Here is a 26,900-nt window from a genome sequence, read left to right on the forward strand (position 1 = left end):
CGGTCGAAAACGGCAGGGCCCCTGATGGTTACCCGTCGGGGCCCTGCTCATGCGCTTACTCGCCAACCGCGCCGATATCGACGTAGCGTGAAGCCATGCTGCACCGTTCCCGGCGCCCACGAATCGACCGGATCAACAGCGCCGTGGACGCGCTGGAACTTCCGGAGGCGGTGTTCAAGACGTGTCCGTGGCAGCCGCGGGAACTGGTGGAAACCGGTCTGCGGCAATGGTTGCGCTGCTGCGGGGCGGCGATGCGGGACGATCGGGTGATCGGCATGCCCTCGCATGCGGTGGACGAGGCGTGGCACGGGCTCATCCTGTGCACCAAGCGGTACGCGCGGTTGTGCGACAGCGCGTACGGCCGGTTCCTGCATCACTTCCCCGACGGCGAGGGCACAGGGTCGGGTGACCCGATGGCGGAGCAGTTGGGGCGCACGGTGGTCGCCTGGTCGTTCGTGGCGCGACCGGGCGAGGAATGCGTGCTGTGGGACCTGGATACCGTTGTGGGAGTGGACCATCCGTGGGGAATCCAGTCGGAGCGGGTCCGCTCCATCGAGGCCGCGCTACGCGCGGGCTGACCGCCACACGGTCGGGTATCGGGACAGTCGGCTAACCGCCGCCGCAACCACCACCCCCGCAGCCACCGCCACCGCAGCCACTGCCGCCGCCGCACCCGCTGTGCCCACCGCCGCAGCCGTGGCCGTGGCTACCGCCACCGTCGGACCACCCGCCGCCCCCGTCGCTGCCGGCCGCCCCGTATCCCCAACTCTTGCTGCGACTTCCACGACGGCGATCGGGCTCTTTCCGGTTCGCGGCAGAAATCGTCACGGCGATCAGCGCGATCACGATGCCAACCAGGATAATTCCGCCAACCATCGTCGGCCTCCTCCCCCGCCTCGCGGCCCCTACCGCGAGGTATAGCCGAAAGCTACGCCGGGAAGAATCGGTCCGACAAACCCATTTTCTGGGGGGCTCATCACCGGTGTGAGCCCCCGCCGAAATGGGTACCTCCTACGTCAGTTTCACGCGGGCCGCGAAGAAGCGGGCCACCGCCGGGGCGAAACGGTTGAAGCGGTACTGCAGCCAGGCTTCCGGGGTCACCGGGACGACGTCGCGGCCCTGCTCGACGGCCTTGACGATCTGATCGGCGACCTTCTCGGGGCCGTAGCGGCGAGCGGCGTAGAGCTTGTCGTAACGCTGCTGCTTGGCGGCCTCTTCGTCGGCGGAGACACCCGAGAAGCGGGTGGTGGCAACGATATTGGTGTGCACGATGCCGGGGCAGATGGTGTGCACGCCGATGCCCTGTCCGGCCAGTTCGGCGCGCAGGCAGTCGGAGAACATGAAGACCGCGGACTTCGAGGTCGAGTAGGCGGCGAAGCCACGCTGCGGGGTGTAGGCGGCCATCGAGGACAGGTTGACGATGTTGCCGCCGAGGCCGCGGTCGGCCATGGCCTTGCCGAAGGCGCGGCAGCCGTTGATGACGCCGTGCAGGTTGATGTCGAGGACCCGGTTGAATTCGGCCGCGGGAGTGTCGAAGAAGTCGCCCGCCGCGCCGACACCGGCATTGTTGATCAGGATGTCGGGCACCCCGTGCGCGGCGATGACGGCGGCGGCGTGCTCGGCGACGGCGTCCTCGCTGGAGACGTCGAGCTGGTAGGCGTGCGCGGTACCGCCCTCGGCGGCAATGAGATCCGCGGTCTCCTTGGCCGAGTCCACATTGATGTCGGAGAGCACGACCTCCGCGCCCTTGCGGGCGAACGCGAGCGCCGTCTCGCGCCCGATGCCGCTACCGCCGCCGGTGATCACCAGCAGCTGGTGCTCGAAAGGCCGCTGCTCCCGGCCGACTTCGGCACGGCGAAGCGTCCGCGGCCTCTCCCCGGTGCGCAGCGAGTCGATGAGTTCGGCGGTGGAGGTAGCGAGCAGTTCCGGGTGCGAGAACGGCAGCCAGTGCCCGCCGCCGACCTCGCGCCGGTACAGGTTGGGCGCCCAGTCCTTGGTGTCGTCGTAGCCGGCGGGCCGCACCGCGACATCGCGGCGCGCGATGATCAGCTGCACCGGCACCTCGGTGCGGCGCTCGCGCGGATCCCCCAGGCGCTGCAGGATATTGGCGCGGTAGATGCGCATGCCGTCGAAGAAGTCACGTCGGAACTCCGGTCCGAGCTTGATGTTGTCCGGCGAGGTCTCGTTCATCAGCCCGACGAAACGCGACCACATCTTCTCGGTGCCCAGCGGCTTGAGCACCACGCGCGGCACGCCCGGGGTCATGAACAGCCCGGTGTACATGGAGGACAGCAGCTGGGTGAACGGCCCCCACACCTTGCCGCGCGACAGGCTCGACCGCACCCACGCGCCGAGGTGGTCCAGGTTGGGCCCGGATACCGAGGTGAAGGAGGCGACCCGCCCGGCGGCCTGCGGCTCGCAGACGGCCTCCCACATCTCCACCGAACCCCAGTCGTGGGCCAGGATGTGCACGGGCGCATCGGGACTCACCGCGTCGGCGACGGCGAAGAAGTCGGCGGCGAAGTGCTCGAGCCGGTAGTCCTCGGTGCGGTCGGTGCGGGTGGAGCGGCCGTGCCCGCGGGTGTCGTAGGTGACCACGTGGAAGCGGTCGGCCAGCAGCGGCACCACCCGGTCCCACAGGTGGTTGTCGTCGGGCCAGCCGTGCACCAGCACGATGGTCTCGGCGGAGGGCTCACCGTATTCGTAGACGGCGATGTCGAATTCGCCGCTGCGCACCAGGCGTTCGGCGGCGGAGATGACGGTGGGGTGATCGGTCACGATCTTCTCCTCATTGAGAGACGGCGCTAGATGTCCAGCACCAAACGGTCCCCGCCGCAACGGGATACACAGATGAGCATGTCGCCGGCCGCGCGCTCGGCGTCGGTGAGCACGGTGTCGCGATGGTCGACCTCGCCGGAGCGCACCCGCACCACGCAGGTACGGCAGAAACCCTGCCGGCACGAATACGACGAGTCGGGACGGGCTTTGAGCACTTCCTCGAGCACCGACTTGTCGGCGGGCACGTCGATGACCTCGCCGGTGCGGGCCAGCTCCACCCGGAAGGCGGTGCCGTTCACCACCGGCGGTGGCGAGAAGCGCTCGGAATACAGTTCCACGCCGGGCATCTCACGCACGGCGTCGGCGATGATCTGGGTCATCACGACCGGCCCGCAGCAGTAGACGGAGGTGTCGGGACCCACGCCGGGCAGCAGGTCCGCGGCGCTGGGAATGCCGTGCTCGTCGTCGGTGCGCACGGTCACGCGCGAGCCGAACGACTCCACCTCCGGCAGGAACGGAATGGTGTCGCGGGATCGCCCGGCGTACACCATGCTCCACTCCACGCCCAGCCGGTCGGCCATCCGGATCATGGGCAGGATCGGCGTGATGCCGATGCCGCCCGCCACGAAATGCACTCGGGCGGCCGAGGATCCGTAGCCCGGCAGCACGAACGGGAAGGCGTTGCGCGGCCCCCGCACGGTGACCTGGGTGCCCACGGCGAGCTCCCCGTACACCTCGAGCGAGCCGCCGTTGCCGTCCGGAATACGCCGCACCGCAACGCGATACGCGTGCCGGTCGGCCGGATCGCCGCACAGCGAGTACTGCCGCACCTTCCCCGAGGGCAATTCGAGATCCAGGTGCGCGCCGGGCCGCCATTCGGGCAGCGCCCGACCATCGGGCGCGGTCATCAACAGGCCGATCACGTCGGTGTCGTGGGCCTCGACCCGGCGCTCGGCCACCACCAGCGGGATCCGCCAGTCGTTCACCCGCACATCGGGTTCACGCCGGTTCACGAAAGTGGTCCAGCGCAAACGGCTTTCGGCGATGAAGTCCAGTACCCGGGTGGTCCGGTCCGCGCGCCCCTTACCGAACAGGTCCTGTGGCGCTGCTACCGGAACAGGTCGGATCGCGCTCACGAGGCCAGCGCCCGGGCGGCCGGGGACTGCGCCAGGTAGGCGATCGCCTGCGCGGTCGAGCCGACACCCTCGGGGCTGTAGCCCGGCTTGAAGGTGGACAGCGCGCTCACCAGCAGCGACGGGATCCCGGGCACGGAACCGCGCCACATGGCCGCGAAGATCCGCCCGACCAGCATCGGGTAGCGATGGTTGGGCAGCGACGGGTCGGCGTGCACCAGGAACTTGGTGCCGCGCAACAGCAGGGCGATGAAGATCGGGAACACCATCAGCATGAGCGCCCCGCGGCGCAGATAGCCGACCTCGAAGTACTCGGCCACGTCATGGGCGACCATGCGGTGCTCGACCTCTTCGGCGCCGTGCCAGCGGAACAGGTCCAGCATCTGCGGGTCGGCGTCGAACTGCTCGAGGTCGGCGTTGATGACCCAGTCGCCGAGGAAGGCGAAGAAGTGCTCGAGCGCGGCGATGACGCCGAGCCGCTCGACCAGTTGCTGCTGCAGCGCGGCCGGGGTGCCTTCGGTGCGCGGGCCCAGGGTTTTACGGAAGAGGAATTCCGCCTGCCGCACATAGGGTTCCACGTCGATGCCGTGCGCCTCGAGCACCGCTTCGAGCGCGCCGTGGTGGCTTTCGGCGTGCATGGACTCCTGGCCGATGAAGCCGATCATGGCCTCGCGCAGCTTCTCGTCCTTGACCAGTTCGAGGGCCTCGCCGAAGGTCACCAGGAACATGCGCTCACCTTCGGGCAGCAGCATGCTAAGAGCATTGAGGACGTGCGAGGCGATCGGTTCCTGCTTCAACCAGACCGGTTCGGTCCGCGACCAATCGAACTGCACATTCCGGGCATGCAGGGCTACCTCTCCGGGTTCGGTCACCGGTCGGCGGCCCAGCTTCGGAAGTAGCTTCATCGGTACTCCTGGTCTCAATATCGCGTTTGCTGCGTGAGCGTAGCAATATTCTACCTATGTATGAAACCAGGAGTTACACCTAGATTTTTCGGCCTCGGTCAGCTATCGACGTGCACATGCGGCCGCTGCGACCGCCGCGGAATCGCCCGGCGCAGGATCTCGCGAGTGACCGGCGCCACCTCGCCCTCACCGAAGAACATGAAGCGCATCAGGTTCATGAGCGGATTGCCCTCGGTCCACTCGAAGTACACATGCGGGCATTCACCGGTGCGGTCGCGGATCGCGATCAGGATCGAGGCGATGCAGTTCGGCACGGCCGCGGCCTCGACGGTGAGGATGTGGTAATCCTCCACGTTGACCTCGGTCACGTGCAGTTCGGTGCTGAACTCCGACGGGTCCTTGACGATGACCTCGAGGAAGAGGATCGGCTCCGTCTCGGGGATGTGACTCTCGCGACGCTGGTCGGCTTCCTTCTCCGCGTACTCCTCGGGCGAACGCCCATCGGTGATGTCGTGGGTGACGATGCGGATCTCGCCGCGCTCGGCCAGCTGATCGATCATCCGGCAGGCCTTCTCGTCGAAGATCACCTCGACGGATCGCAGCTCGAAAGCCCGGCGAACCCGAGAGGCGAACGACACCACCATGATCGCCACCACGAAAAGGATGGCCAGGTGCAGACCGGCCGGCTTCTCGATGATGTTGTCGATCGTGGTGTAGACGAAGATCAGCGACACCACGCCGAAGCCCAGCACGCGCGTGTGCTGCTTCTTACGCCGGGCCGAGATCGTCACGGCCACCGCAGCGGAGGTGATGAGCACCAGCACACCGGTCGCGTAGGCCGCGCCCTGGGCGTCCACGCTGGCATCGAAGTACCAGGTGATACCGAAGGACACGAGCGCGAAAACCAGGGTCAGCGGCCGGGTCTGCCGCGCCCACTCCGGAGCCATGCCGAAGCGCGGCAGGTAGCGCGGCACCAGGTTGAGCAGGCCCGCCATGGCCGAGGCACCCGCGAACCACAGGATGGCGATGGTACTGACGTCGTAGACCGTGCCGAACGCATTGCCCAGATACTCGTGCGCCAGATAGGCCAGCGCGCGGCCGTTCGCCTGCCCGCCCTCCTCGAACTCCTTCTCCGGAATGAGGATGGTGGTGATGAAGCTGGTGACGATGAGGAACCCGCTCATGATGACCGCGGCGGTGGTCAGCAGCTTGCGGGTGCCGTTGATCCGGGTGCGGGGATATTCCTTGGAATCGGCCGGATTGCCCTTGATCTGCGGCATGACCGCGACCCCGGTCTCGAAACCGGACAGACCCAGCGCCAGCTTCGGGAAGACCAGCAGGGCCACGCCGATCATGGCGAAGATATTGCCGTGTTTGGCTGTCAGCAGATGCGACCAGTCGGTGACCAGGTGCGGCGCCTGCAGCACTTTCGCGATGCCGACCACGGCGACAACCAGATTCAGCGCCAGATACGCGCCGACCAGCCCGACCGCGATGCCGATGGCCTCACTGAATCCCTTGAGGAACACCGCGGCCAGCAACGCCAGCAGGACCAGCGTGATGGTCATGTTCTGGTTCTGCAGTAACGACGGAACATACGGGTTCTCGACGATGTGCGCTGCACCGTCTGCGGCCGAGAGCGTCATGGTGATGGTGAAGTCGGTGGCCGCGAAGCCCAGCAGCACCAGAATGGAGACCTTGCCCCACCAGCTCGGCATGAACTTGGCGAACATGGCGATCGAGCCGCCACCGTCATGACTTTCCCGGGCCACGCGACGGTAGACCGGCAATGCGCCCAGCAGGGTGAGGGCCACCAGCACGATGGTCGCCAGCGGCGACAGCACACCTGCGGCGAGCGCCGCGATGCCGGGCTGATAACCCAGTGTCGAGAAGTAGTCGACACCGGTCAGGCACATCACCTTCCACCAGGAATGCTGATGCTCCTTGGGAGGCTTCTTGGCCATCGGGCCCGGGATCTGCGAGTAGTGCTCCCCGGCGTCTTCCAATAGCCAGTTCGCGAATCGCGAGCGCGGCCGAACGTCGGTCGTGGTCAAGGAGTCCTCCCCGGAACTCTGCTGGTCCGGTTTCCCGAAATTATGCCGTAAATGACGTGACGAATGTACTCACGGCAAACCGGGCACAGACAGTGCCCGCGCCGTGAGTCGTTCAGCCTGGTGTGCTAGCCCAGATAGGCCGCGATGGCATTGGCGATGGCCTGCGCGAATCGCGCGCGGCCATCCGGTGATTCGATGACCGCGGCGTCGCCGGGATCTCGCATATTGCCGCACTCGACGAGGGCGGTCGGGCGCTCGGAGAAGTTCAGCCCGGCCAGATCTGCGCGCGGGTTCAACCCGTCCGAGCCGACGTAGGTGGAGGTGGTGAAGCCCGCGCCGGCCATGGTGTCGCGCAGGGCGGTGGCCAGCCGCACCGACGGCCCGGACTGGGCGTCGTTGAGCGCTGGCGAGGAGTAGGCGACGTGGAAGCCGTGGGCGCCCGCGGGCGCGCCATCGGCGTGAATGGAGACCACGGCCGCCGCGCCGACCCGATTGCCGAGGGTGCCGCGGTCGTTCACGCACGGGCCGACGCCGGTGTCGCTGTCGCGGCTCATGATCACCTGGTAGCCGCGGGCGCTGAGCAGGTCGCGCACGCGCTGGGCCACATCCCAATTGAATTCGTGCTCGGTGTAACCGTCGTCACCGCTGGTGCCGGTGGTGTTGCAGGGCTTCATGCCGCCGCGACCGTCTGGCACCTGGGCATTGATCTCGTCGCTGTGCGCCGCGCCGCCGCCGTTGTGGCCGGGATCGAGGACGACCGTCTGGCCGGCGATCGGAAACAGCGGGCGGGCAGGAGATTCCGGCGCCGGGCGCGCGAGCGACCCCGAAACCGGTGCGGCGGCGATGCTCTGGCCGCTGCCCGCGATCAGCAGGGCGCCGCAGAGGGCCGCCAGGGACTTCCAGGTTCGGTGTCGCACGGGACAAACGATAACGGTTGAATCACGAACAGGTAAGTCAGTGTTCGAGTTTGCGCAGCAGTTCGTGGAGTGCGCGCAGGTCGGCGGGGTTCAGGGCGGCCAATTCCGCGGGCGCCGGGTCCGGCGTGGCGAGCGCCTCGGCCAGCACCTCCTGCCCTGCACGGGTGAGCGAGATGAGTTTGCAGCGCCGATTGGCCGGGTCGATCTCGCGGATCACCAGGCCGCGCTCCTCGAGATCGTTGACCACGACCGTGGTGGCCGGGGCGTCCATGGTGGCCGCCCGGGCCAGCTCCTTCGCGGTGAGCGGGCCCGGCAGCAGCCGGCGCAGGATGCGAATCCGGCTGAACGGCATGCCGGTTCGCTCCACCACCGCCCGCTTCCAGCCGTCGCGGGTGTCCATCACCAGGTGGGTGAGCTGGCGCCAGACCACATCGGTCGTGGGCGTGTCATCCGGCATGAGCGGGGACCTTCTGTTCGAGCAGGGGGGCGACGCGGTCTCGCGAACGGTACGCCCAGTCGGTATTGGCGGCGACGCCGAGCGCGGTGACCGCGGCGGCGAAACCGGTGATGGTCCACCACAATCCCGCGCCCGTGAGCGCACCACACAGTGCCACACCGAGACTCACGCCGACCTGGCGGCTGGTCGACGCCACCGCGGACGCCGCACCCGCGCGATCGAGCGGCATGCCGCTGACCGCGGTGGTGGTAATCGGCGCGTTCACCATGCCGAAGCCGATGCCGAACAGCGTGAAGGTGACGATCAGCTGCCAGATCGGGGTGTCCGGGTGCAGCAGGGTGAGGCCGATCGCGGCCACGGCCATCAGGACACCGGCGGCCAGCAGCGAGGGCCGGGTGCCGTAGCGGCCCACCAGCCGCCCCGACAGCGGCGAGAAGAACAGCATGCCCAGCGCCATCGGCAGGTACAGCAGGCCGGTGTGCACGGCCGAGAAGTGCCGGTTCCCTTGCAGATACAGCGACATGTCGAACAGGAACGCGCCCAGCGCCGCGAACGAGCAGACCGCGATGACGGTGGCCGAGGAGAACGGGAAGCTGCGGAAGAACCGCAGATCGATGAACGGCGACGGATGCCGCGACTCGTGCCGGACGAACCCCGCCAGCGCGAGCGCCGACACCACGAATACCGCGGGTTCCCGCTCGATCAGCCCGAACACCAGCGTGAACAACACCACGATGACCAGCGCCTGCCCGATCGGATCCATCCCGCGCGGATTCGCCGACTTCGATTCCGGCACATACACGGTGGTCAACGCCAACGCGACCGCCACGATCGGCAGATTGATCCAGAACACCGACTGCCACCCCAGACTGTCGATCAGCGCCCCACCGACCATCGGCCCCAGCGCCGTCGAGATCCCGACCACCGCACCCCACACACCGACCGCCCGAGCCCGCTCCACCCCGCCGGTGAAAGTGGTCGTAATGATCGACATGGCAACGGGATTCAGCATCGACCCGCCAACCGCCTGCACGAACCGCGCCCCGATCAACACCTCGATACTCGGCGCGATACTGCACAGCAGCGACCCCAGCGCGAAGGTGAGCAGCCCGATCCGGAACACCCGCTTACGCCCGAAGCGGTCCGCGGCCGCACCCGACAGCATGAGCAGACTGGCGAGCGTGAGCGTGTAAACGTCGACGATCCACTGCAGCCGCGACAGCGGCGCCCCCAGATCATGGCGAATCGTGGGAATCGCGACATTCACGATGGTCGCGTCCATGGACGAGATCAGCAGACTCAAACAGCAGGTGACCAGAATGATCGTCTTCCTGCGCTCGCTCAGCCCCTCAACAGTTGTAAGCACACAACGATTGTGAATACACAACTGTCACGAGGCAAGGCCCCGGACGAATGGCGCAGGTCACATGTGAAGACAGGCGATGGTTGCCACAGACCGCTGAGTAGCGTGACGGTTCTCGTATCCGGCCGTCACCGGCCGATAATCACACCCAGCCGCACCCACGCACGGCCGAGCCGAGATAGGCCCCGAACTTCACGGAGACTGGGCGTATCCGGCCCGCGCTCGAGCCGGAAGGTCTGGGCCCCAGCAGAAATCACAGGCTGGGACCCGGACCTACTCGCAGACCGAGGCGGATTCGCGATTGCGCCTCAGGGTCGGCCCCGCCGCTGCACCGCGGGGCCGGCCGAGGCTGCGCGCGGATGCCTCCAGCCGCCGCACTTGGCAAACCATTGCTCTGCATACCGCGTCGGCAGGGTAGTGAGCTGAGACACGGTTGTTCGTCGTGGAATGTGTTCTGCCAGCTCGAATGTCGATGACGGTCACACTGTTCCGCCTTCGAGAGTTTGCGTTGCCACGGACTTGCCTCGAAGCTGAGAGCGTTCCGAATGTGTTGGCGCACTGGGTAGGTAGACAACGATGGTCACGACTCCACCGAAACACACGTCCAGTGTTCGTCAGATCGATGTGGGCGATGCGCCTGCGCGGTTCGCGCGGGGGTGGCACTGCCTGGGTCTGGCGGCGGTGTTCCGGGACGGGAAACCGCATGCGAGAGAAGCTTTCGGGACCAAGCTGGTCGTGTGGGCCGATCAAGCAGGTGAGCTGCATGTACTGGACGCTTACTGTCGTCACCTCGGCGGCGACCTGTCACGGGGCGAGGTCAAGAACGGCGACATCGCCTGCCCATTCCATGATTGGCGTTGGAACGGCGCGGGCAAGTGCACCGACATCCCGTATGCGCGGCGGGTGCCTCCCCTGGCCCGCACCCGCGCCTGGACCACGCTCGAGCGCAATGGTCAACTGTTCGTCTGGCACGACCACGAAAACAACCCGCCCACACCGGAAGTCACCATCCCACTGATCGAGGGCCCCTGCCTCGCAGACGGTGGCCACAGCGACGAGTGGACCCCGTGGACATGGAACTCACTGCTGATCGAGGGCGCGCACTGCCGCGAGATCGTCGACAACATCGTGGACATGGCCCACTTCTTCTACATCCACTACGCGTTCCCGGTCCACTTCAAGAACGTCTTCGAAGGCCACGTCGCCACGCAGTACCTGACGACCAAGCCCCGTACCGACATCGGGTTCGCCGCCGAATACGGTGACACCGTACTCATCTCGGAAGCCTCCTACTTCGGGCCGTCGTACATGATCAACCCACTGCGCAACAGCTTCGGCGGCTTCGAGGTCGAAAGCGTCCTGGTCAACTGCCACTACCCGGTCAGCCACGACTCGTTCGTCCTGCAGTGGGGCATGACCCTGCACAAGCCCGCCGGAATACCCGACGACGCCGCCGACATGCTGGTAGCCAAGATGGAGGAGGGAATCAGCGCCGGTTTCCTCCAGGACGTGGAGATCTGGAAACACAAATCCAAGATCGACAACCCGCTGCTCTGCGAGGAAGACGGCCCCGTCTACCACCTGCGTCGCTGGTACGAGCAGTTCTATGTGGACGTCGCCGACATCGACCCGAAATCGGTGCAGCGCTTGGAATTCGAAGTCGACACCACCAAAGCCAACTCCGCATGGGAGGTCGAGGTCGCCGAGAACCTGTCCAAGCGCGCGGAACTGTAACCCGCTTCGACTGCTGGCCTGCGGCGCCACCGCCTCGATCACTGTGCACGGCGGTAACGGGCCTGCCCGGGACGGATTCCTGCTCGAGCTCGTCGGCAGTGACGGCACGTTGACTGCCACCCCCACCCAGCCCGGGACATTCATCCACTGGGACGACTGGAATATCCGGATCGACGACGAGGTGCCGGCCGTGCCCGACACCTATCGCACGGTCCCGGCGAGCGTCCAGTCCGGCCCACCGGCCAACGTTACAGCCCTCTATCAGGAGGTCGCGCGGGCCAGGCCGCAGGTCGTCAGCCGTATCCCAGCTTCGAGACCGCCCTGCGCCATCACCAGCTGCTCGCGGCCATCGAACAGTCCGCAGCCGATGGACTTGTCCGACCCGTCCCGTAGTCGAGACGTCGCGCGGAATCGACCGCCCCGGCCTCTGCCCGCTCACAGCCGGCAGATAGAGCCTGTCTGCGATCCTGGCGGCCGGAGGTTCGAATCCTGGCGGGCAGGTTGCGGAATACTCACGCCCGCTATGACATCCGGGAAAGTGATGCCGCGGGCGCGCCCGATGGCGACCGATTCAGCTTGCTCAGCGCGATACGAGTGCCGGTCGGGGACGCTGCCGTTCTGGTCATGCCGCGGCGGTCGTAGAGGTAGGTCGTGGTGATGCCCAGCGTGATGCCGAACGCCAGGCCGAGCAGCGACATCCACAGTCCTCGCGACAGACCGGCGGCGAGGCGAGCGTCGAAGTAGGAAATGGCCCGGATGCCCAGATAGACCTGTCGCATCGGCTCGAAATGCGACAGCCACGCGATAGGTCTGGGCGTCTCCTCCACCGGGATCGTGCCGCCTGTCGAGGGCAGGCCCAGGACGACGAACAGCACCAGGTTCACCAGCAAGCCAGCGGTGCCCAAGGCCGCCAGCACCGACAGGGCGGTGACACCGACCGCGGCGATGACCAGGGCGCTGTAGAGGAACAGGGCGAGTGCGTGCGGGTCGGGCACGCCCAGCCACGCTCCGACAGCCAGCAAGATGGCCGAGGCGACCGGCGCCACCGCCAGCATTGTCAGCCATTTGTAGATCAGGGTGCGGAGGCGGGAAATCGGCACGGACGGCAGGTGCGCGAACCACGGGCCGTACTCGGTGGGAGTGAAACCGAGACCGGCGTCGACCATCGTATGGATGATCATGGCGCCGATGAATCCGGCCAAGACCAGTGTCAGCGCGTAGAAGAACGCCGACAGACCTTGTCCGGTGCCGCTGGCGAGCGGACGGTGCGGTACAACCACCACCTTGATCGGCTGGTCCAGGGCGAGACGGGCGGCTCCGGTCAATTCGGTTGCGGGAGCACCATTGTGCGAGTTCAGCGTGGCGGTCACGGTGTCGGAGAGCTGTCGTCCGACCGAGGTGTTCACCGCGGTGAGCGCTCGATCGGCGATGCGCGTCACCGTGGCGGTCGCGTAGGGCCCGATCCTCGGATTGGTCTCGACGGTCAGGATCGGCCGCTCGACATCACCGGGGACCACCCCGGACGCGGCGAGGATGCCGAGCCGTTTGGTGAAATCGCTGGGAATGACGATGGCGCCGAACACTTTCCCGTCATCCATCAGCAGGCCCGCCTCGTTGGCCCCGACCAAACGCAACCGCACTTCGGCGGCCGGGATCGAACTCGACAGCGCACTGCTGATCTGATCGCCGACATTCGTCGGCTTCCCGTCGATCACATCTCCTTCGTCCGAGTTGACCAGAGCGATCGGGAAGTCGTGCAGATTGGCCTCCGGGTCGGCCGCATAGGCCAGATACATCGCGCCCAGTACCGCGATGAGCACCGCGATCACCACCGCCGGGTTGAACCAGACCCACCACACCCGCGCCCGGTTCGCAGGGCTCCGCGGGGCGTCATCGCGCGTATTCATCTGTCGTCCTCCCATCAGCGCTGGTCCGCACCAGCGCCTTTCACGATCGTTTCCGCACCGGCGCGGCACCCAGTGCCGGACGTCACCGCGCGAGAGGACCAAAGCCGCGACATACCAATCGCTCTCAGCGCTACGACCGCTGCCCCAGTGGCCGACAACACTGTTCCGGCCAACTCGCGGGTGGACACTGAACTGACGACAGCGGCTCCATCGCGCCCTGGACTCACGGCGCGCCCATGACTTCCAGGTCCGCAACCGGACGTCACCCGGCTGTCCTCGTTCGTGTGGCCCATCTCGGCCTGGACGGGCACAACGCGTTCCGTCTGCCCGATTCGGGGGCGGCCATCAGCCGTGGAGAGCAGCACTGAGCATCAACACGATTCAGTCCTCGACCAGAGCATCCGAGTCCCGCGGCGGCTGTCAGAGCAGCACACCGACTCCCTGCCACTCCGCCGCGCGGTTCGTTCTCTACACCCGCAACTGCCTGACGTCCATGACCCTCGCCGTCACCAACTCCAGGCCCTCACCGGCGAACTGCTTTGCCAGGCAGCGGATTTGGCGGCGCTGGCTGGCGAGCACCTGCACGGCGCCATCCCTGGCGAAAGACCTGTACCGCCAACGCACCCCCTTGTCCGGAAGGGCGTGGCAGGTATATGTGTTCGACCGGTCAGGCCGACAACACGCGGTGAGAGCTGACCGCTCTGCGGGTGTGTGGCTGCGGGGTGCAGGCGGCGGAGATCGTGTCAGTGAGTACCAGGCCGTGCGCCGGGACGCAGACTTCGAAGAGCCGGTCGACGCAGCGAGCTCCGGCGACCACTCGCAGAACTCTGCGGCGCCGGCAGGCCAGTGCCTGTGCGTCGAGCACGGCCTTCAGCCCCGAGACGCTGAAGAAGGTCAGCCGCGACAGGTCCACCACCACCAACCGGGGACCCACGGTGAGGGCATGCCCGAGATGTTCGCGGAACACCTCGACCGTGTTGTAGTCGATCTCGCCGGTGACGGTCATTACCGTTATCGACGGCGAGGGCGTGCTGTAGGCGACTCCGAGCTGGGTGGATCCACACCAGTCGGCTTTCGCCGATCCACCAGCGACGATGAACGAATTCGGCATCAGGATCAGATCCTTGTCCGGTTGCATACGACACCCGCAAAGAGAAGAGACGGCCGTATTGCGTATCGCCCGCACCGAGAGACCCGGGCGCAGACTGGGCTGCTGGTTTTCAACCGTGAAAACGGGGTACCCAAGATGGCGGTGAGATACACCCGTGACCTCCCCCACAGAGATTGCGGTCGTCATTGCGGGTCGGGCACGTCAGCCCGGCAGATCCACAGATCCCCGCCTCCAACTGAGCCAGGCGTGGATCGCAGTCCGGCAAGAGCGTGCGCGGCGAGTCTCCAACGAGCCGACCCCTCGTCGCGCAGGCACTTCGATCCTTCCCCCATACCGCGCGGCGCTGCTGCAGCCACAGCTCGGTATCCGGAGGACAGCGATCGGTGCGATGCGACAACCGCTGCGCGAAGCTTTCCGTCCACGCCGCCGATTCCGAATCCTCGCTGGGCTGGCCTGCGCGCTGCCCCGGACTGTTCGCGGCGACCCCACGCTGCTTCGCCTCACCCGGGCGGGCCTGCAGCGCCAGCAGCCGCACACTCCAGGAGACATACGCCTCCACGTTCATCCCCGCGCACTCGGCTGCATCGCTGAGCGTGAGCCAGTCGTCCTCGCCCACCGTCACCACAATCCCTGCTGACCATCCCACCAACGCTGAACCTCGGCCTGCCATAACCATCCACATATGTTCGGAAAACGATCGGGTGCAAGGTGATGCGGTCGGTGTGCCCCGCAGGTCTCGCCGAAAATGCAACGAAGCTCCTGCGCGGCCCCCGCGGGCGTGGCCGGGTCAGCGATGGGTGGCGCTTCGGGCGGGTCTGGATCGGGGCAGGTGGGGGTTTCGGGCCCGGGGGTGGCGCGGGTCGGGGGATCGGGGGACCGCGGGGTCGGCGGGCATGGCGGGGCCCATGATCGTGTCCCACCACGGGCGTAGGTGACTGGGTTCGGGCCAGTACACCACCAGGGTGTCGGGTTCGCTGCGGATGCTGGGGGCCGGGGTGTGGTCGCTGCCGGCGATAGCGGTGGTCACGGAGGTTCTCCGATCTGGGTGTGTTGGCCGGTGTCAGGCCGCGCGAGCGCGGCAACGGGATCGGCGCAGTGCCGTACCTGGTGTGCGGTGGTGGTGGCCGGCAATGGTGTGGGGGTAGGGAATGACGCGGGTGGCTTCGGGTCCGCGCCCGCTGTCGGTGGCGGTGTAGATGACGGGTTGTCCGGCGGTGAGGTTCTTGTAGCCGGGGACGTCGATCACGCTGTAGTCGACGAACACCGCCGGGCCGGTGTCGGGGGTGAGGAACCCGAATCCCTTCGCGGCGTCGAACCATCCCACCCGGGCGCGATGCCAGCGGGGCAGGATTGCGTCCGGGTGAGTGCTGGTGTGTGCGTGGTCAATAGGCGAGGCAGTCGTAGTCATCGCGGGGTTGGGGGGTGATCCAGTTCTGGTCGATATGGTCGGCGATATCGGCGGCGTCGAATACGGCGCGCACACGCTCGGCCAGTGGGTGCAGTGCGGTGGTGTCGGGGCCGAGTTCGCGGTCGTCGGCGTCGACGAGGGTGTGCTGTTCGGCGCGGTCGAGGTCGCTGCCGGCCGGAAAGACAGCGGTCATCGGTGGTCTCCTTTCCGCGCTGCGCGGACCGAGCGGTTGCCCGTAGGGAAGGGGGGCCGGGTGAGCCCGCAAGCATGCCGCTGAACGGGCTCACCCGTCGATGGAGGGGGATCTCGAACTGTGTGATGCGAGTAGGTGTCTCACCGTGGGGGCGGTATCACAGTGCCTGCTGCTGCCACGTGCGGTGGCCGGGCGCCGCGTCGCGAACACGCGGGTCGGCGACGACGCGCTGCGAGGGTGCAGGCTCGGGGTCGACTGCCTGGCCCCCACGCGAGAACCACTGTGTCGCAAGGTCTGACAGGCATCACCTCACTTTCACAAGCTGGGTGACTATCGGGCGCAGCGCGCCGACTGGGGTGGGCCATCGACCTCGGCGGAGAACTCCTCGATGTCGGGGTTCAACCCCGCAAACCCCGGCTCGAGCCACCACCGCCGCGCGGCCGATCTCCTGGTCGTCTCACCGATCGGGCTCATCATCACAGGACCCACCACCTCTCCCGTGACGGCCGGGGCCGGAGCGTCAGACGTTGATGGCCTGACGGTCGGGCTCGGCGCGGGTGATCTCGATCTTGCGGGGTTTGGCCTTCTCCGCGACCGGAATCGACAGGCGCAGCACGCCGTCGCGGTAGTCGGCGCGAATCGCGTCGGTGTCGAGGTTGTCCCCCAGGAACAGCTGACGGGAGAACACGCCGCGGGTGCGTTCCGCGGCGATCATCGACCGGCGCGGATCCAGTTCCGGGCGTGAGGCCTTCACGGTCACCACATTGCGTTCGACATCCAGATCGAGAGAGTCCGGGTCGATGCCGGGCAGATCGAATTCCACGAAGAACTCATCACCCTCGCGCCAGGCGTCCATCGGCATCACGGCCGGACGCGCCGGCGTGCCGAACACGGCCTGCGTCAAACGATCCAGGTCACGGAAGGGATCGGTACGCATCAGCATGGTCGCCACCTCCGGTTCACTCCAATCTCGATCGAAGGAAATTCAGATAACCTCTGTCACCTGACAGAGATAATATTTAGCACTCGACCCAGTCGAGTGCAAGTACCAGCAAGAGGTAATCTTCAGGCAGGCGTCCATGAGCGAGAAACGGGAGACACAGCAGATGCCAGAAGGTGCAAACGGCCATCTGCCACCGGCTGGGCAGGCGGTGTATGCGATCTCGGTGGCCGCCGAACTGGCCGGCGTCGGGATACAGACCCTGCGCCTCTACGAGCAACACGGGCTGATCACCCCGGTCCGCAGCCCCGGCGGCACCCGCCGCTACAGCGGCGAGGACCTCGCACGGCTGGCACGCGTGAGCGCCCTGGCCGGACAAGGGATCAACCTCGCCGGTATCGCGCGCATCCTCGACCTCGAAGACGCCAACACCGCGCTACGCGAAACCAACAACGCCCTCACCGCGCAACGCGACCGCGACCCGAACCAGCGCTGACCCCGTCCGGCAGGCGGATTCGCCGGAGCATGAACGGTGATATGGGGTGCTGTCGATCCGGGCATCGCGCGGGCCCCGGCTGCCGCACGGACATCCGCGACGTACGGCATCGGACATGCCCGGCAACGCGCACCACCGTGCGGGGTTCCCGCGCCGAGAGCGGCCGCCGGTTCAGCGCGAAGCGGGCAACCGGACTTCGAACATCGACAACAGCCGAAACAGCAGTAGATATGGCGCAATCGATTGGTAGACAGCGGGCTTCACACTCGATCTGTTGTCTGGGCGAAATGATCGGATGTCCCGGAAGCCGAAAGGCCAACGGAACACCGTACATCGCGACTTCCGGTCCAGCTCACACTGTTCCGTAGGAACGCTCCGCGAACCGTGCCGCTCAACCCCGCTATCCGGCGCCATTCGAGTATGGGTGAGCCATTGCGCGCCCGCGCAACCGTGACCGCGGCTCTACCTCTGGTGCGTGCGCAATTGATAACGCCGTTCGGCGTAGGCGAGGTCGTCACGCCACAAGCGGGTCGCAGCGTGGTTCATCGCGGATCGCAACAGGGGCAGTGCCCGGCGCGCGTGCCGGAAACCCGGCCGCTCGGAGTTCGCGATAGTGGTCTCGACCACCGCGGTTCGGGCGCGACCGTCCGGACCGAGACCCAGTGGGGTGGCGTGGGTTTCGACCACGCTTCCTGTTCCTTCGCCCTCGACGATGCGCATCACGATGGTGCGTGGATCCGGGCAGCTGAACTCGGCCTGCACCGGCACACCGAGTCGGCGGGTCACCCGGAACGTCACCGTCAGCAAGAACCGGTGGTTCTCCTCGGTGATCCCTTCGCGCGGCGGCGTCCGGGTGACGTCCAGATGGGCGAACGAGTAGGGGTGGAACCATGAGCCGTGCCACGGGTCGAGTCGATTGGCGATGATGTCGCGCGGCTCGCATACCCCGACCAGCCGCGTCACCGCATGCACCGTGGTATCCACAGGCCGTTCACTCAGTATCGGCGCGTCGGTCGGCGACTCTCCGCCGAGGGCGTCCAGCCGCACCCAGGCCAGCACGCCGTCGTCATGGCTCGGGTAGGGGCACCACCGCGACGCGCTCTCGGTGGACCCTACTCGCATGCCGTGCCAGCGGCAGATCAGCGCGTTGTTCTCGACCTGCGCGGTGGACAGCGGCGCACCCAGATGAGGACAGGCGCCGGGCCCGGCGTACAGGCCGCCCGTCTCATCGCGCCAGAGAACCACCTCTGTGCCACCGACTCTCGTACCGAACGGCCGATCGTGGCGGATCGCGGTGCTGGCGGCGATGGCGTACCAGTTACCGGACGGGCGCTGCTGCGACCAGCGCAAGGCGGCCGCGATCAGACAGGGATCGGCGTCCTGATAGGTGGGTCGCTGACGTGACCACTTCTCGGGCGAGAACCGTTGCAACGGAGAGCTCTTCGGCCAGGAGGCGAGTTCGGTGCGAATGTTCATCGCAGGCGCCTTTCACGGGTCGCGAGCGAGCGCAGGAGCGCCGAGCGCCCGCGCGCGGGGACCGAGTGCAGGGTGTGTCCGGCCGCATTCCATTGGCGCAGCAGCGAATTGGCCGCCATCCAGCCCGTGGTCGCGGCGCGTTCCATCAACGCGACCGGCAGGTCGACACGGATGCCGTCGCCGGCGAGGGCCAGCCTGGGGTGCGGGGTCGTCACGCCCGGGCGTGTGGCGAAGTCACCCGGGGAGAAGCGCGGGCAGTCTTGACGCCAGAGCATGGACTCCCCCACGATCTCCGCCGCCGCGGTCTCCGGATATAACGCGTGCAACCGTGCCAGCAGCCGACCACGCAGCTCGGCGCCTTCGGCGGGCGGGGGTATCCTGGCGGCCGCCGCGTACGCGTGCAGTTCCACGACGCTGCCGCCAGTAACGCGGGCCCAGTCGGCCGCCTGCCATTCATAGCGGTTCACAACGCTGATGTTGTCGAGCGGATCCAGACCTCCGGTGCCGAGGAAACATGCTCGGTCGGCGCGGACCGGCCGGTCCAGCCACAGCCGCTGCACCGCGAATGCCGGAGCGAGCTCCAAGGCGGCTACGCGTGCACGCCATTCGGCGTCGCCCAGTGTCGGCGAGGCTGCGACGATGCGGCGCAGGCCGGCGATGTCGACGGCGAGAACGACGGCGTCGACAGCCATGGTCGCCCCGGTGTCGTCGGCAAGCTGGAATCCCTCGCCTCGGGTGTCGACGCTGTCGATGGAGACACCGCGGTGGAACCGGACGCTACCGGGCCGTTCCGGCGTGGCCGGCGCGGTCAGATGGTCCGCCAGCGGGTTCCACAGGCTGACGTCAAAGTTGTCTCGCGCCACATCGAAGATCAGGCCCTCGCTGGAGCCGAGGAAGTAGATGTGGAACATCGCCGCGAGCTCGGCGGCGGACATCCGCCGTGGTTCGATGAAGAAGCTGCGCGAGAACACCTCGAATGCCAAGTGCCGAGCGGACTCCGGGAAGTTGATGTCGCGCAGAAACGTCTCTGCGTCCAGATGATCGAGCTGGGCATAGATCTCCGGCACCGAGACCGCTGCCAGCGGAGCGGCGGCTTGCGGGTTCATCCGGACCAGGTCCCGTAATCGGAAGGTGGGGCTGCGCAGCGCGAAAGCCAAGGCGTTCCAGGGCGGAGTTCGCGGCAACCCGCGGAAGGTGTCGCGTCGCCCGTTCGCGTCGACGAGCGGATAGTCTTCCAGCCGGTGCAACCGCTGCAGCTGAGGATCGGTGCGCCCCAGCAACTTTCGCAGGTTGTAGTACTGGGCGAAGAACGCGTGGAAGCCGCGGTTCATGCCGACGGCGGTGCCGTCGGCCAGCCGCTCGTTCCAAGCTCCGACGCGACCGCCCAGATAACGCTCCCGTTCCACAACCTCCACGTGGCATCCGCGTTCGGCCAGTCCGGTCGCGGCCGCCAGGCCCGCGATTCCGGCGCCGACGACAGCCACTCGCGGCGCGGGTCCGACTCGTCCGAGGTCGCGATGTCCCGGTACCGCCGGGTAGTGCACCCGCCGCCGATCGCGGCCGTAACCGGTGCTCGGTATGGTCATCACCGAGAGCCTTCCCGTCGCTGCCGTGTGCGTTCCCATCCCAGTAGAACTGCCGTCACCAGGGCGAACCCGAATAGGTAGTCCTCCACGGGGATTCCCCACGGAAATCGAAGTCCGAGAATATGGTGTGGGTTGTACACCACGATCGGCGCCGGACCCGTGGTGAGCCATCCGTCGACGAGGGTCTGGAATCCGAGGACGATCAGCATCGTCAGCCAGTATGCGAGGCGCCGGAACAACCCGGTACGCATCATCATCGACTCGGTCAGGCACACGGTCACCACGCCGGCGACCGCGGGCAGCGTGTATCCCGCTCCCGTGAAGTTCATTGCCGGGTCGCCTTCCTCGCGCTGCCGAAGCGACGGCATCCCACCGCGAGGATGTTCTCGACCGCGACGTAGGTGAGCAGACCGCAAACCGGTACGACGAGGAAGAACAGCAGTTCCTCGAGCGGCATCGCTCCCGGCAGCGTCACCCCGAGGGTGTATCGGCGATCGAAGCTCCACACGCCCGCGGCGATCGCGATCAGATCCCAGGCCACGAACAGCACCGCCGCCGGCCACAGCGCGCCGAGCAGCAGGCGCGGACGCCGGTAGACGCCTCGGCCGAACAGCTCCAGCGGTGCGGTCACAGCAACGCAGGCCGCCAAGACGAACAGGTAGTGCCAGTGGTCCATATCCTGTCCTCACCTGTGCTCACGGGGATCGGCGGTCTCGAACGGTGGCGTTGTTTCGTCCGGTACCGGATGGGGACCGGCAGTCCGGCGTGCCTGCCACGCGCGCACGAAACCCGCTGTCCCGACCAGGATCCTGCGTCCGGTCCCCACCCTGGCCCGACGGCCGAACACCTCGAAATCACTGGCTTCGATGCGGTCGAGGATCTCCCCGTACAGCACCGCCGCCGTTTCGACACAAGGCCGCGAGCGTGGCGCCAGGAGTTCGGTTCCGCGTCGGGCGTAAGCGTAGATGCCCCTGGTGATCTCGAGTTGTTCCGACAGCGCGCGCCGCACCTTCGGATCGACGCGGCGTCGGTTCCGGCACCACCGCAGCAGGTCCCGGTCCACCCCGTGGGCGGCGAGTTCGTCGGCAGGCAGGTACACCCGATTGCGCGCCAGATCCTCGTCGATGTCACGCAGGAAGTTGGTGAGCTGAAAGGCTTTTCCGAGCGCGGCCGCATACGGCGCGGCCGCGGCCACCGACTCGGTGGTGCCCAGGATCGGCAACAACTGCATGCCGATCACCTCCGCCGACCCGTAGACGTAGCTGTCCAGGGCCTGCCGGTCCGGGTAGTCGGTGACCGACAAGTCCATCCGCATGGATGCCAGAAACGCTTCGAAGAGGTGCCCGGGTATCCGGTAGCTGTGCGCGGTGTGCAGTACCGCGGCCAGAACCGGATCACCGGCGGAATCGGCGGCGGCGAATTGCCCGGCGAGCTTGTGCAATCGGGTCGCTCGCTCGGACGGTGTCAGCGCGGGGTCGAATTCGTCGAGGATGTCGTCAGCGCGGCGGGCGAAGCCGTAGAGCGCGTGGACGGCGGGGCGCTGGTCGGGCGCCAGCAACCGGGTCGCGAGAAAGAAGGTCTTGCCATGAGCGGCATTGAGCTCGCGACAGATTTGGTAGGACCGGCGCAGGCGCGGGTCGGTGATGCCCGCAGCGTCGAGTTCGGCGCGCGTCATTTCGGCATCCGAACCGAGGTGGCGCCGGCGGTGACGGCACTGGTGTCGGCCCGCCGATGCCCGGTGACGCGGTCGGCGGCCAGACGTCCGGAGATCAACACCGGCGGGATCCCCACCCCGGGAACGGTCGACCCGCCGGCGAGCACGACATTGTCCACTCCGCGAATCATGTTGGCGGGCCGGAACGGACCGGTCTGAGCGAAGGTGTGCGCCAACGCGAACGGGCTGCCTGCCAGCATGTCCCGACGGGCCCAATCGGCGGGAGTGACCATCCGCAGCACCTCGGCGTCGCGAAGTTCCGCCCCGAGTCTGGCGCGCGCGAGTTCGAGAATTTCTTCCGCGTACCCGGTTCCCGACCGCTCCCAATCGATATCGCCTCGAACGAGATTGGGCACCGGCGCCAGCACGTAGAGCAGATCGCGGCCCGTGGGGGCCAGGCCCGGATCGCTCGCCGTCGGACGGGTCACCAGCAACGACGGATCGCTCATGACCCGGCCCTGGTCGATGATCTCGCGGAAAGCGGCGTGCCAGGCCTCCCCGAACAACAAGCTGTGATGCGGAATTCGCGCGTCCCGCGCACACGCGACGTGCAGTACGACGGCCGACGGCGCGGCCCGCACGGCGACGGGACGCCGCGAGCGGTGCCCGAGCAATTCGTAGGCCCGGTGCAGTTCGGTCGTCAGTACCACTGCGTCACAGGCGATCCGCTCGCCTTGATCGGTCTGTATCGCGACCACCCGCCCGGCGGAGCGCTCCAACTCGGTCACGCTGGATCTGTAGCGGAAGCGCACGCCCGCGTTCTCGGCCGCCGCCGCGAGTGCGTCGGGCACCGCCCGCATGCCGCCGCGCGGAAAATAGACCCCGGACATGGTGTCCATGTAGGCGATCACCGCGTATGCCGCCAGCGCCTGTTCGGGCGCGACTCCGGCGTAGAGCGATTGGAAGGTGAATACGCGCCGCAACGTGGGATCGGTGATGAACTCGCCGACCTTGCGATCCCAGCGACGGAATCCGCCCAGTGCGGCGAGGCCGGCGAGCGCCGGAATCGACATCTGCAGCGGAGAGTCGAAGTTCGCCGCGACGAACCGATCGAACTCGGTCGCGTACAGGCGGGTGAGCCAGTTACGCAACCTGCGATAGCCCGCGGCCTGGTCCGGGCCTGCGAAGCGGGTGATCGACCGAACCATCCGATCCTCGTCACTGTGCACCTCGAGGGTTCGGCCGTCCGCGAATGTCGCGTGGTAGGCGGGATCGACGGGGAGGAGATCCAATCGATCCGCCATCCGCTCCCCCACGGCGGCGAAGACCTCGTCGATCAGCGCGGGCATCGTCAGCACCGTCGGACCGGTATCGACGCGGTACCCGCCCAGATCCAGCCTGCCCATCCGGCCGCCCGGCACCGCTTCTCGTTCCACCACCGTCACCGATCGGCCGCGCCCGGCCAGATGGATCGCGGTGGACAGGCCCGCCAGACCGGCGCCCACCACCACGACGTGGTCGCTGTGTCCCTTGACCGTGCGCATCGGTTTCCTCTCGTCACAACCGCCGTGCGGTGCACAGCAACGCCATCTGTTCCAGTGCCGCGCGCCGATCCCCGCCGAGCGCGCGCTCCTGTATTGCGCGCACGGCATCATCGACCCGGTCGGCGATCAATTCCTCGATGCGCTCGGGCGCACCCGATGTCGCGATCAGCGTCCTGCAGCGATCGATCGCGGCGTGGTCCAGTTCGGGCCGGTTCACCAGTTCCGACAGCTCGCGACGAGTGGTCGCCGGAGCCATCTCCAGCGCGGCGACCACCACGCTGGTCGCCTTGTGCTGCCCGAGATCGCTGTCCTGCGCCTTTCCGGTGATCGAATCCGCGCCGAAGACTCCGAGCAGATCGTCACGCAGCTGAAACGCCTCGCCGATCCGAGTTCCGTAGTGGCCCAGGGCTTTCAGCGTCCGCTCGCTCGCACCGGCCAGCGCAGCACCCAATTCGAGCGGCCGCCGGACGGTGTAGTTGCCCGACTTCGCGCGGGCGATGCCGAGCACGGTCTCCAGGCTGGGACGCTCTCGTATGTCGTTGCCCAGATCCGCGAACTGGCCCACCGCGAGCTCGATCCGCATCGCGTCGTATCGCGGCCACAATCGAGCCAGTGCGTCGGCACCGACGCCGCTCTCGCGCAGCATCTGTTCAGCCCAGACCAGACACATGTCGCCGAGCAGGGTCGCAGCCGACGTTCCGAAATTCGGTGTGACGCCGGTTCGGCCGCCCTGTCGAGCGGACAGACGGATGTGGGCGGCATCGGACCCCCGACGTAGCACGGCGTCGTCCATGACGTCGTCCTGAAGCAACGCGAACGCGTGCAGCAGCTCCAAGCTCGCCGAAGCACGCACCGCCGCGGCGTCGGGCTCGCCGGCGCACAACCAGCCCAGGTACATGAACGCCGACCGCAGGCATTTTCCGCCGACGGCGTACTGTGCCAGCACGGCGTCCACGCCGACGGCGGACAGCTCGTGCACGCGCACCCGGTCCAGGAAGTTCGTGAGTTCGGCGAGCACCCGGGAACGGGTATCGGAATGCCAGCTCTGGAATCCCGTGGCGAGATCCGGCACCGACGGTCCGAGCGATGCTCGAGCGGGATCGAAGGACACCGTGCTCATCGCGACAGACAGTTCCGTGAGGGAACGGCCGGCCGGGATGAGGCGGCCCCGATATCGATCAGCACGCCCGAAATCACTTCGAACGGCGACATTCTCGTCATTTCTCGCCCCAATCTCGCGGCTGCGGAACGAAATTCACCGACACTCAGCACCCGATCGATCGCGGCAGCTATCGCGCCGGATCCCGGGCGCGCGGTACCGAGATCGATCCCCGCTCCCGCGTAGGCCACCCTCGCCGCGACCTCCGGTTTGTCCGCGGTCTCTCCCGCGACGATCACGGGTACGCCGTGGCAAAGCGCCTGTTGCACACCGCCGTAGCCGCCGTTGGTGATCATCACGTCCACCCGTGGCAGCAGGTGACCGTAGGGCACGGAATCGGTGACATGGGCGTTCCCCGGGACAGGTCCGATCGACGAGGACGAACCGCCGGTACACGCCACGACGACTACGTCGGCCCGCCCGCGCAATGCCGACAGCGTGGGCCGGATCAACTGGCCGAGATCGGTATTGTTCCAGGTCCCCTGTGTCACATGGATGACAGTCTTCCCCGTGGACAGTTCGCTCCACCAAGTCGGCAGCACGGCCTCCCCGGGAACCGGGACCGGAAGCGGTCCCGTGAACACCACCGTGCGCGGCAGATCGCCGCGCGGATATTCGAAGCTGGGCACGGTGAACTGAAGCAGCCGGTCGGCGAGCAGGGGCCAATCGAGCAGATAGACCGGCAAAGGCCCCAGCCCCAGCGTGCTCAGCATCGAATCCAGCCGTCTGCGGTCCGCTCTGAACAGCACCTGTCGAACGAATCGATTCATCGCCGTGTAGTCGCGGCCGGGTCGCGGCTGCCAGCCCATGCCGAACGGTGGGACATCGGTGCTGGACAGCATCAGCGGAACGACACCGCACACCAGCACCGGCGGTCGTGGCTGTGTCCCGAGCAGCAGCGGAATGGCGCCGGTGAACATCACGTCGACGAACACGGCGTCGAATTCCGTTCGGGCCAGCTGGGCGGTGAGTGCCCGGAACTGACTCTCTATCGGTTCGAGGAAGCTGGCGCGCAGGTCTGCGCGGCCGTTCCGCCATCGGCGCGGCAGGCCAGATACCCGTCCGTCGGGCACTTCACTGGATGTCACAGCTGTATCGGCCTCGAGCGTCGCACAGGGAATGCCTTGTGCCACAGCCTTTTCAAGGAATATCGCACCGGTGAGCAAGCGCACCTCATGACCGCGACGACCAAGACCCGCGGCGAGGACCTGCATGGGAGCGGCGTGTCCGGGAATCGGACTCGCTGCCACGAGATATCGCGCCACGCCGCGACTCCTCCGCTGCTCATTCGCCCTGTTGCCTACAGCCGATCCGGCTCCCCATCGAGCCGTTCGGATTCGATCAAAAACGATGGTACCTCAAACGATGCAAATTCGATGCACTCAGAGTTGCCATCGCTGATCAGCCGGGACCGCTGACCGAATTTCCCGAGGGCGATCTCGAGCGCCCGGACCCGATTACCTCTGTGGCAATACGAATCCCTCCCATCCCGGTCCTGCCCAACATCCGCGACCACTCTCCACGGAACAGAAGCCGCGGTCGGCGAAGCCTGCGACCACAGCACCACGATCGGTGCACGCTGCTGTTTGGCCGCGCATCCGCAAGGGCATCGGCCCGCACCGAACCGACCCACCGAACAACAGCGCCGGAATTCCGCGTTCAGCCGAGTCCGAGCGGCGGCCGAGCGCCTCAACGCCGACCTCAGCTCTTGTTCCGGGAGACCATTCCCCAGGCCGCTGTCAGCAGGAATAGGATAACACCGATGATCGCCAGCCAGAGCAGACCTTTGACGACAAACCCGAGTACCACCAGCACCAGCCAGATGATCAGCAGAATACCGATGAGTGTCAGCATTGCTCAACAATGGCACGAAGCATATCCATTTCTCCGAAAGACACTCGGCGGGCGAAGAGAAGGATCAAATCCGAGTACCGCCACGAAGAGGGAGAACCACGACTTGACCGAAACGGCATGAGTGAAATCGAGCCTGGACGTTGGGCATGGCAATGATTGGTAGACGTCGAATGTGACCGATTCAGCCATCGTCGTTCTCGGCGTTGACGCGACACTCGTAGACTCCGACTA

25 protein-coding genes are annotated in these 26,900 nt (G+C 66.9%); 3 read left to right on the forward strand and 22 right to left on the reverse strand.

The annotated features are described in order from the left end of the window. Positions 1–95 precede the first annotated feature (95 nt). The gene (locus ON33_RS32795; RefSeq protein WP_040863023.1) at positions 96–578 is read left to right on the forward strand and encodes a UCP032817 domain-containing protein; all 483 of its coding nucleotides are present in this window, start codon (positions 96–98) and stop codon (positions 576–578) included. Positions 579–1,011: 433 nt separating this feature from the next. Here ON33_RS32795 and ON33_RS32800 read toward each other — a convergent pair whose 3' ends face one another. From ON33_RS32800 to ON33_RS32830, 7 genes are all read right to left on the reverse strand, one after another. Beyond that, positions 1,012–2,778, reverse strand: a complete 1,767-nt coding sequence (locus ON33_RS32800; RefSeq protein WP_040863024.1) for an SDR family oxidoreductase — start codon at positions 2,776–2,778, stop codon at positions 1,012–1,014. Between the two features lie 26 nt (positions 2,779–2,804). Continuing rightward, positions 2,805–3,914 carry a PDR/VanB family oxidoreductase gene (locus ON33_RS32805; RefSeq protein WP_040863025.1) on the reverse strand — a complete coding sequence of 370 codons (1,110 nt, stop codon included), beginning with the start codon at positions 3,912–3,914 and terminating at the stop codon, positions 2,805–2,807. Then, the gene (locus tag ON33_RS32810; RefSeq protein WP_040863026.1) at positions 3,911–4,816 is read right to left on the reverse strand and encodes a metal-dependent hydrolase; all 906 of its coding nucleotides are present in this window, start codon (positions 4,814–4,816) and stop codon (positions 3,911–3,913) included. Before ON33_RS32810 ends, ON33_RS32805 begins: the two co-directional genes overlap by 4 nt. A 98-nt stretch (positions 4,817–4,914) precedes the next feature. Next, the gene (locus ON33_RS32815) at positions 4,915–6,870 is read right to left on the reverse strand and encodes an APC family permease (RefSeq protein WP_051153261.1); all 1,956 of its coding nucleotides are present in this window, start codon (positions 6,868–6,870) and stop codon (positions 4,915–4,917) included. A gap of 125 nt (positions 6,871–6,995) precedes the next feature. Further along, positions 6,996–7,787 carry an N-acetylmuramoyl-L-alanine amidase gene (locus tag ON33_RS32820; protein WP_040863027.1) on the reverse strand — a complete coding sequence of 264 codons (792 nt, stop codon included), beginning with the start codon at positions 7,785–7,787 and terminating at the stop codon, positions 6,996–6,998. A gap of 37 nt (positions 7,788–7,824) precedes the next feature. Further along, complete coding sequence (locus tag ON33_RS32825) at positions 7,825–8,244, reverse strand: MarR family winged helix-turn-helix transcriptional regulator (protein ID WP_040863028.1); 420 nt, start codon at positions 8,242–8,244, stop codon at positions 7,825–7,827. Beyond that, positions 8,234–9,610 (reverse strand): MFS transporter, encoded by a 1,377-nt coding sequence (locus tag ON33_RS32830; protein WP_040863029.1) that lies wholly within the window; start codon positions 9,608–9,610, stop codon positions 8,234–8,236. The genes ON33_RS32825 and ON33_RS32830 overlap by 11 nt, the downstream gene beginning before the upstream one ends. 573 nt (positions 9,611–10,183) lie before the next feature. Here ON33_RS32830 and ON33_RS32835 point away from each other — a divergent pair. Next, positions 10,184–11,341 carry a 3-ketosteroid-9-alpha-monooxygenase, oxygenase component gene (locus tag ON33_RS32835; protein WP_040863030.1) on the forward strand — a complete coding sequence of 386 codons (1,158 nt, stop codon included), beginning with the start codon at positions 10,184–10,186 and terminating at the stop codon, positions 11,339–11,341. 521 nt (positions 11,342–11,862) lie between these two features. Here the strand turns inward: ON33_RS32835 and ON33_RS32840 are convergent. The 6 genes from ON33_RS32840 to ON33_RS32860 form a co-directional block, all read right to left on the reverse strand. Beyond that, complete coding sequence (locus ON33_RS32840; protein WP_083869472.1) at positions 11,863–13,248, reverse strand: YhgE/Pip domain-containing protein; 1,386 nt, start codon at positions 13,246–13,248, stop codon at positions 11,863–11,865. A 667-nt stretch (positions 13,249–13,915) separates the two neighbouring features. Continuing rightward, the gene (locus tag ON33_RS40240) at positions 13,916–14,386 is read right to left on the reverse strand and encodes an STAS domain-containing protein (protein ID WP_051153262.1); all 471 of its coding nucleotides are present in this window, start codon (positions 14,384–14,386) and stop codon (positions 13,916–13,918) included. A 760-nt stretch (positions 14,387–15,146) separates the two neighbouring features. Then, positions 15,147–15,386, reverse strand: a complete 240-nt coding sequence (locus ON33_RS41900; protein WP_157184848.1) for a hypothetical protein — start codon at positions 15,384–15,386, stop codon at positions 15,147–15,149. 33 nt (positions 15,387–15,419) lie between these two features. Beyond that, positions 15,420–15,683 (reverse strand): cold-shock protein, encoded by a 264-nt coding sequence (locus tag ON33_RS44295; protein WP_063711118.1) that lies wholly within the window; start codon positions 15,681–15,683, stop codon positions 15,420–15,422. Positions 15,684–15,741: 58 nt separating this feature from the next. Continuing rightward, positions 15,742–15,960, reverse strand: a complete 219-nt coding sequence (locus ON33_RS32855; RefSeq protein WP_040863031.1) for a hypothetical protein — start codon at positions 15,958–15,960, stop codon at positions 15,742–15,744. Between the two features lie 520 nt (positions 15,961–16,480). Beyond that, positions 16,481–16,903 carry an Hsp20/alpha crystallin family protein gene (locus tag ON33_RS32860; protein WP_040863081.1) on the reverse strand — a complete coding sequence of 141 codons (423 nt, stop codon included), beginning with the start codon at positions 16,901–16,903 and terminating at the stop codon, positions 16,481–16,483. A gap of 163 nt (positions 16,904–17,066) precedes the next feature. Between ON33_RS32860 and ON33_RS32865 the strand changes: the two genes are divergently transcribed. Next, entirely contained in the window at positions 17,067–17,396 is a 330-nt protein-coding gene (locus ON33_RS32865; protein ID WP_040863082.1) for a MerR family transcriptional regulator, read from the forward strand. A 462-nt stretch (positions 17,397–17,858) separates the two neighbouring features. Here the strand turns inward: ON33_RS32865 and ON33_RS32870 are convergent, their stop codons facing one another. The 9 genes from ON33_RS32870 to ON33_RS42405 all read right to left on the reverse strand — a co-directional run bounded on the left by ON33_RS32870 (position 17,859) and on the right by ON33_RS42405 (position 26,669). Next, a complete protein-coding gene (locus tag ON33_RS32870) occupies positions 17,859–18,872 on the reverse strand; it encodes a DUF5914 domain-containing protein (protein ID WP_040863032.1) in 1,014 nt (337 codons plus the stop codon). After that, complete coding sequence (locus ON33_RS32875; RefSeq protein ID WP_040863033.1) at positions 18,869–20,458, reverse strand: FAD-dependent oxidoreductase; 1,590 nt, start codon at positions 20,456–20,458, stop codon at positions 18,869–18,871. The genes ON33_RS32870 and ON33_RS32875 overlap by 4 nt, the downstream gene beginning before the upstream one ends. Beyond that, on the reverse strand, positions 20,458–20,787 hold the full coding sequence (locus tag ON33_RS32880; protein WP_040863034.1) for a lycopene cyclase domain-containing protein: 330 nt from the start codon (positions 20,785–20,787) through the stop codon (positions 20,458–20,460). The genes ON33_RS32875 and ON33_RS32880 overlap by 1 nt, the downstream gene beginning before the upstream one ends. Further along, positions 20,784–21,134 carry a lycopene cyclase domain-containing protein gene (locus ON33_RS32885; RefSeq protein WP_040863035.1) on the reverse strand — a complete coding sequence of 117 codons (351 nt, stop codon included), beginning with the start codon at positions 21,132–21,134 and terminating at the stop codon, positions 20,784–20,786. Before ON33_RS32885 ends, ON33_RS32880 begins: the two co-directional genes overlap by 4 nt. A gap of 9 nt (positions 21,135–21,143) precedes the next feature. Further along, the gene (locus ON33_RS32890) at positions 21,144–22,133 is read right to left on the reverse strand and encodes a phytoene/squalene synthase family protein (protein WP_051153264.1); all 990 of its coding nucleotides are present in this window, start codon (positions 22,131–22,133) and stop codon (positions 21,144–21,146) included. Beyond that, entirely contained in the window at positions 22,130–23,656 is a 1,527-nt protein-coding gene (gene crtI / locus ON33_RS32895; RefSeq protein ID WP_040863036.1) for a phytoene desaturase family protein, read from the reverse strand. The genes ON33_RS32890 and crtI overlap by 4 nt, the downstream gene beginning before the upstream one ends. A gap of 13 nt (positions 23,657–23,669) precedes the next feature. Further along, positions 23,670–24,776 (reverse strand): polyprenyl synthetase family protein, encoded by a 1,107-nt coding sequence (locus tag ON33_RS32900; RefSeq protein ID WP_040863037.1) that lies wholly within the window; start codon positions 24,774–24,776, stop codon positions 23,670–23,672. Beyond that, positions 24,773–26,029 (reverse strand): glycosyltransferase, encoded by a 1,257-nt coding sequence (locus tag ON33_RS32905; protein ID WP_083869475.1) that lies wholly within the window; start codon positions 26,027–26,029, stop codon positions 24,773–24,775. The genes ON33_RS32900 and ON33_RS32905 overlap by 4 nt, the downstream gene beginning before the upstream one ends. A 487-nt stretch (positions 26,030–26,516) precedes the next feature. After that, positions 26,517–26,669, reverse strand: coding sequence for a hypothetical protein (locus tag ON33_RS42405; protein WP_040863038.1), 153 nt, complete (start codon positions 26,667–26,669; stop codon positions 26,517–26,519). Between the last annotated feature and the right edge of the window lie 231 nt (positions 26,670–26,900).

The organism is Nocardia niigatensis NBRC 100131 (assembly GCF_000308655.1).
Classification (GTDB): Bacteria; Actinomycetota; Actinomycetes; order Mycobacteriales; family Mycobacteriaceae; genus Nocardia; species Nocardia niigatensis.

What these genes read in the sequence shown, in the direction of transcription:
- ON33_RS32795 (WP_040863023.1), top strand. Translation starts at nt 96, where the DNA reads ATGCTGCACCGTTCCCGGCGCCCACGAATCGACCGGATCAACAGCGCC.
- ON33_RS32810 (WP_040863026.1), bottom strand. Translation starts at nt 4,816, where the DNA reads ATGAAGCTACTTCCGAAGCTGGGCCGCCGACCGGTGACCGAACCCGGA.
- ON33_RS32825 (WP_040863028.1), bottom strand. Translation starts at nt 8,244, where the DNA reads ATGCCGGATGACACGCCCACGACCGATGTGGTCTGGCGCCAGCTCACC.
- ON33_RS32835 (WP_040863030.1), top strand. Translation starts at nt 10,184, where the DNA reads ATGGTCACGACTCCACCGAAACACACGTCCAGTGTTCGTCAGATCGAT.
- ON33_RS32840 (WP_083869472.1), bottom strand. Translation starts at nt 13,248, where the DNA reads ATGAATACGCGCGATGACGCCCCGCGGAGCCCTGCGAACCGGGCGCGG.
- ON33_RS40240 (WP_051153262.1), bottom strand. Translation starts at nt 14,386, where the DNA reads ATGCAACCGGACAAGGATCTGATCCTGATGCCGAATTCGTTCATCGTC.
- ON33_RS32855 (WP_040863031.1), bottom strand. Translation starts at nt 15,960, where the DNA reads ATGACCGCTGTCTTTCCGGCCGGCAGCGACCTCGACCGCGCCGAACAG.
- ON33_RS32860 (WP_040863081.1), bottom strand. Translation starts at nt 16,903, where the DNA reads ATGCTGATGCGTACCGATCCCTTCCGTGACCTGGATCGTTTGACGCAG.
- ON33_RS32865 (WP_040863082.1), top strand. Translation starts at nt 17,067, where the DNA reads ATGCCAGAAGGTGCAAACGGCCATCTGCCACCGGCTGGGCAGGCGGTG.
- ON33_RS32870 (WP_040863032.1), bottom strand. Translation starts at nt 18,872, where the DNA reads ATGAACATTCGCACCGAACTCGCCTCCTGGCCGAAGAGCTCTCCGTTG.
- ON33_RS32875 (WP_040863033.1), bottom strand. Translation starts at nt 20,458, where the DNA reads ATGACCATACCGAGCACCGGTTACGGCCGCGATCGGCGGCGGGTGCAC.
- ON33_RS32880 (WP_040863034.1), bottom strand. Translation starts at nt 20,787, where the DNA reads ATGAACTTCACGGGAGCGGGATACACGCTGCCCGCGGTCGCCGGCGTG.
- ON33_RS32885 (WP_040863035.1), bottom strand. Translation starts at nt 21,134, where the DNA reads ATGGACCACTGGCACTACCTGTTCGTCTTGGCGGCCTGCGTTGCTGTG.
- ON33_RS32890 (WP_051153264.1), bottom strand. Translation starts at nt 22,133, where the DNA reads ATGACGCGCGCCGAACTCGACGCTGCGGGCATCACCGACCCGCGCCTG.
- crtI (WP_040863036.1), bottom strand. Translation starts at nt 23,656, where the DNA reads ATGCGCACGGTCAAGGGACACAGCGACCACGTCGTGGTGGTGGGCGCC.
- ON33_RS32900 (WP_040863037.1), bottom strand. Translation starts at nt 24,776, where the DNA reads ATGAGCACGGTGTCCTTCGATCCCGCTCGAGCATCGCTCGGACCGTCG.
- ON33_RS32905 (WP_083869475.1), bottom strand. Translation starts at nt 26,029, where the DNA reads ATGCAGGTCCTCGCCGCGGGTCTTGGTCGTCGCGGTCATGAGGTGCGC.
- ON33_RS42405 (WP_040863038.1), bottom strand. Translation starts at nt 26,669, where the DNA reads ATGCTGACACTCATCGGTATTCTGCTGATCATCTGGCTGGTGCTGGTG.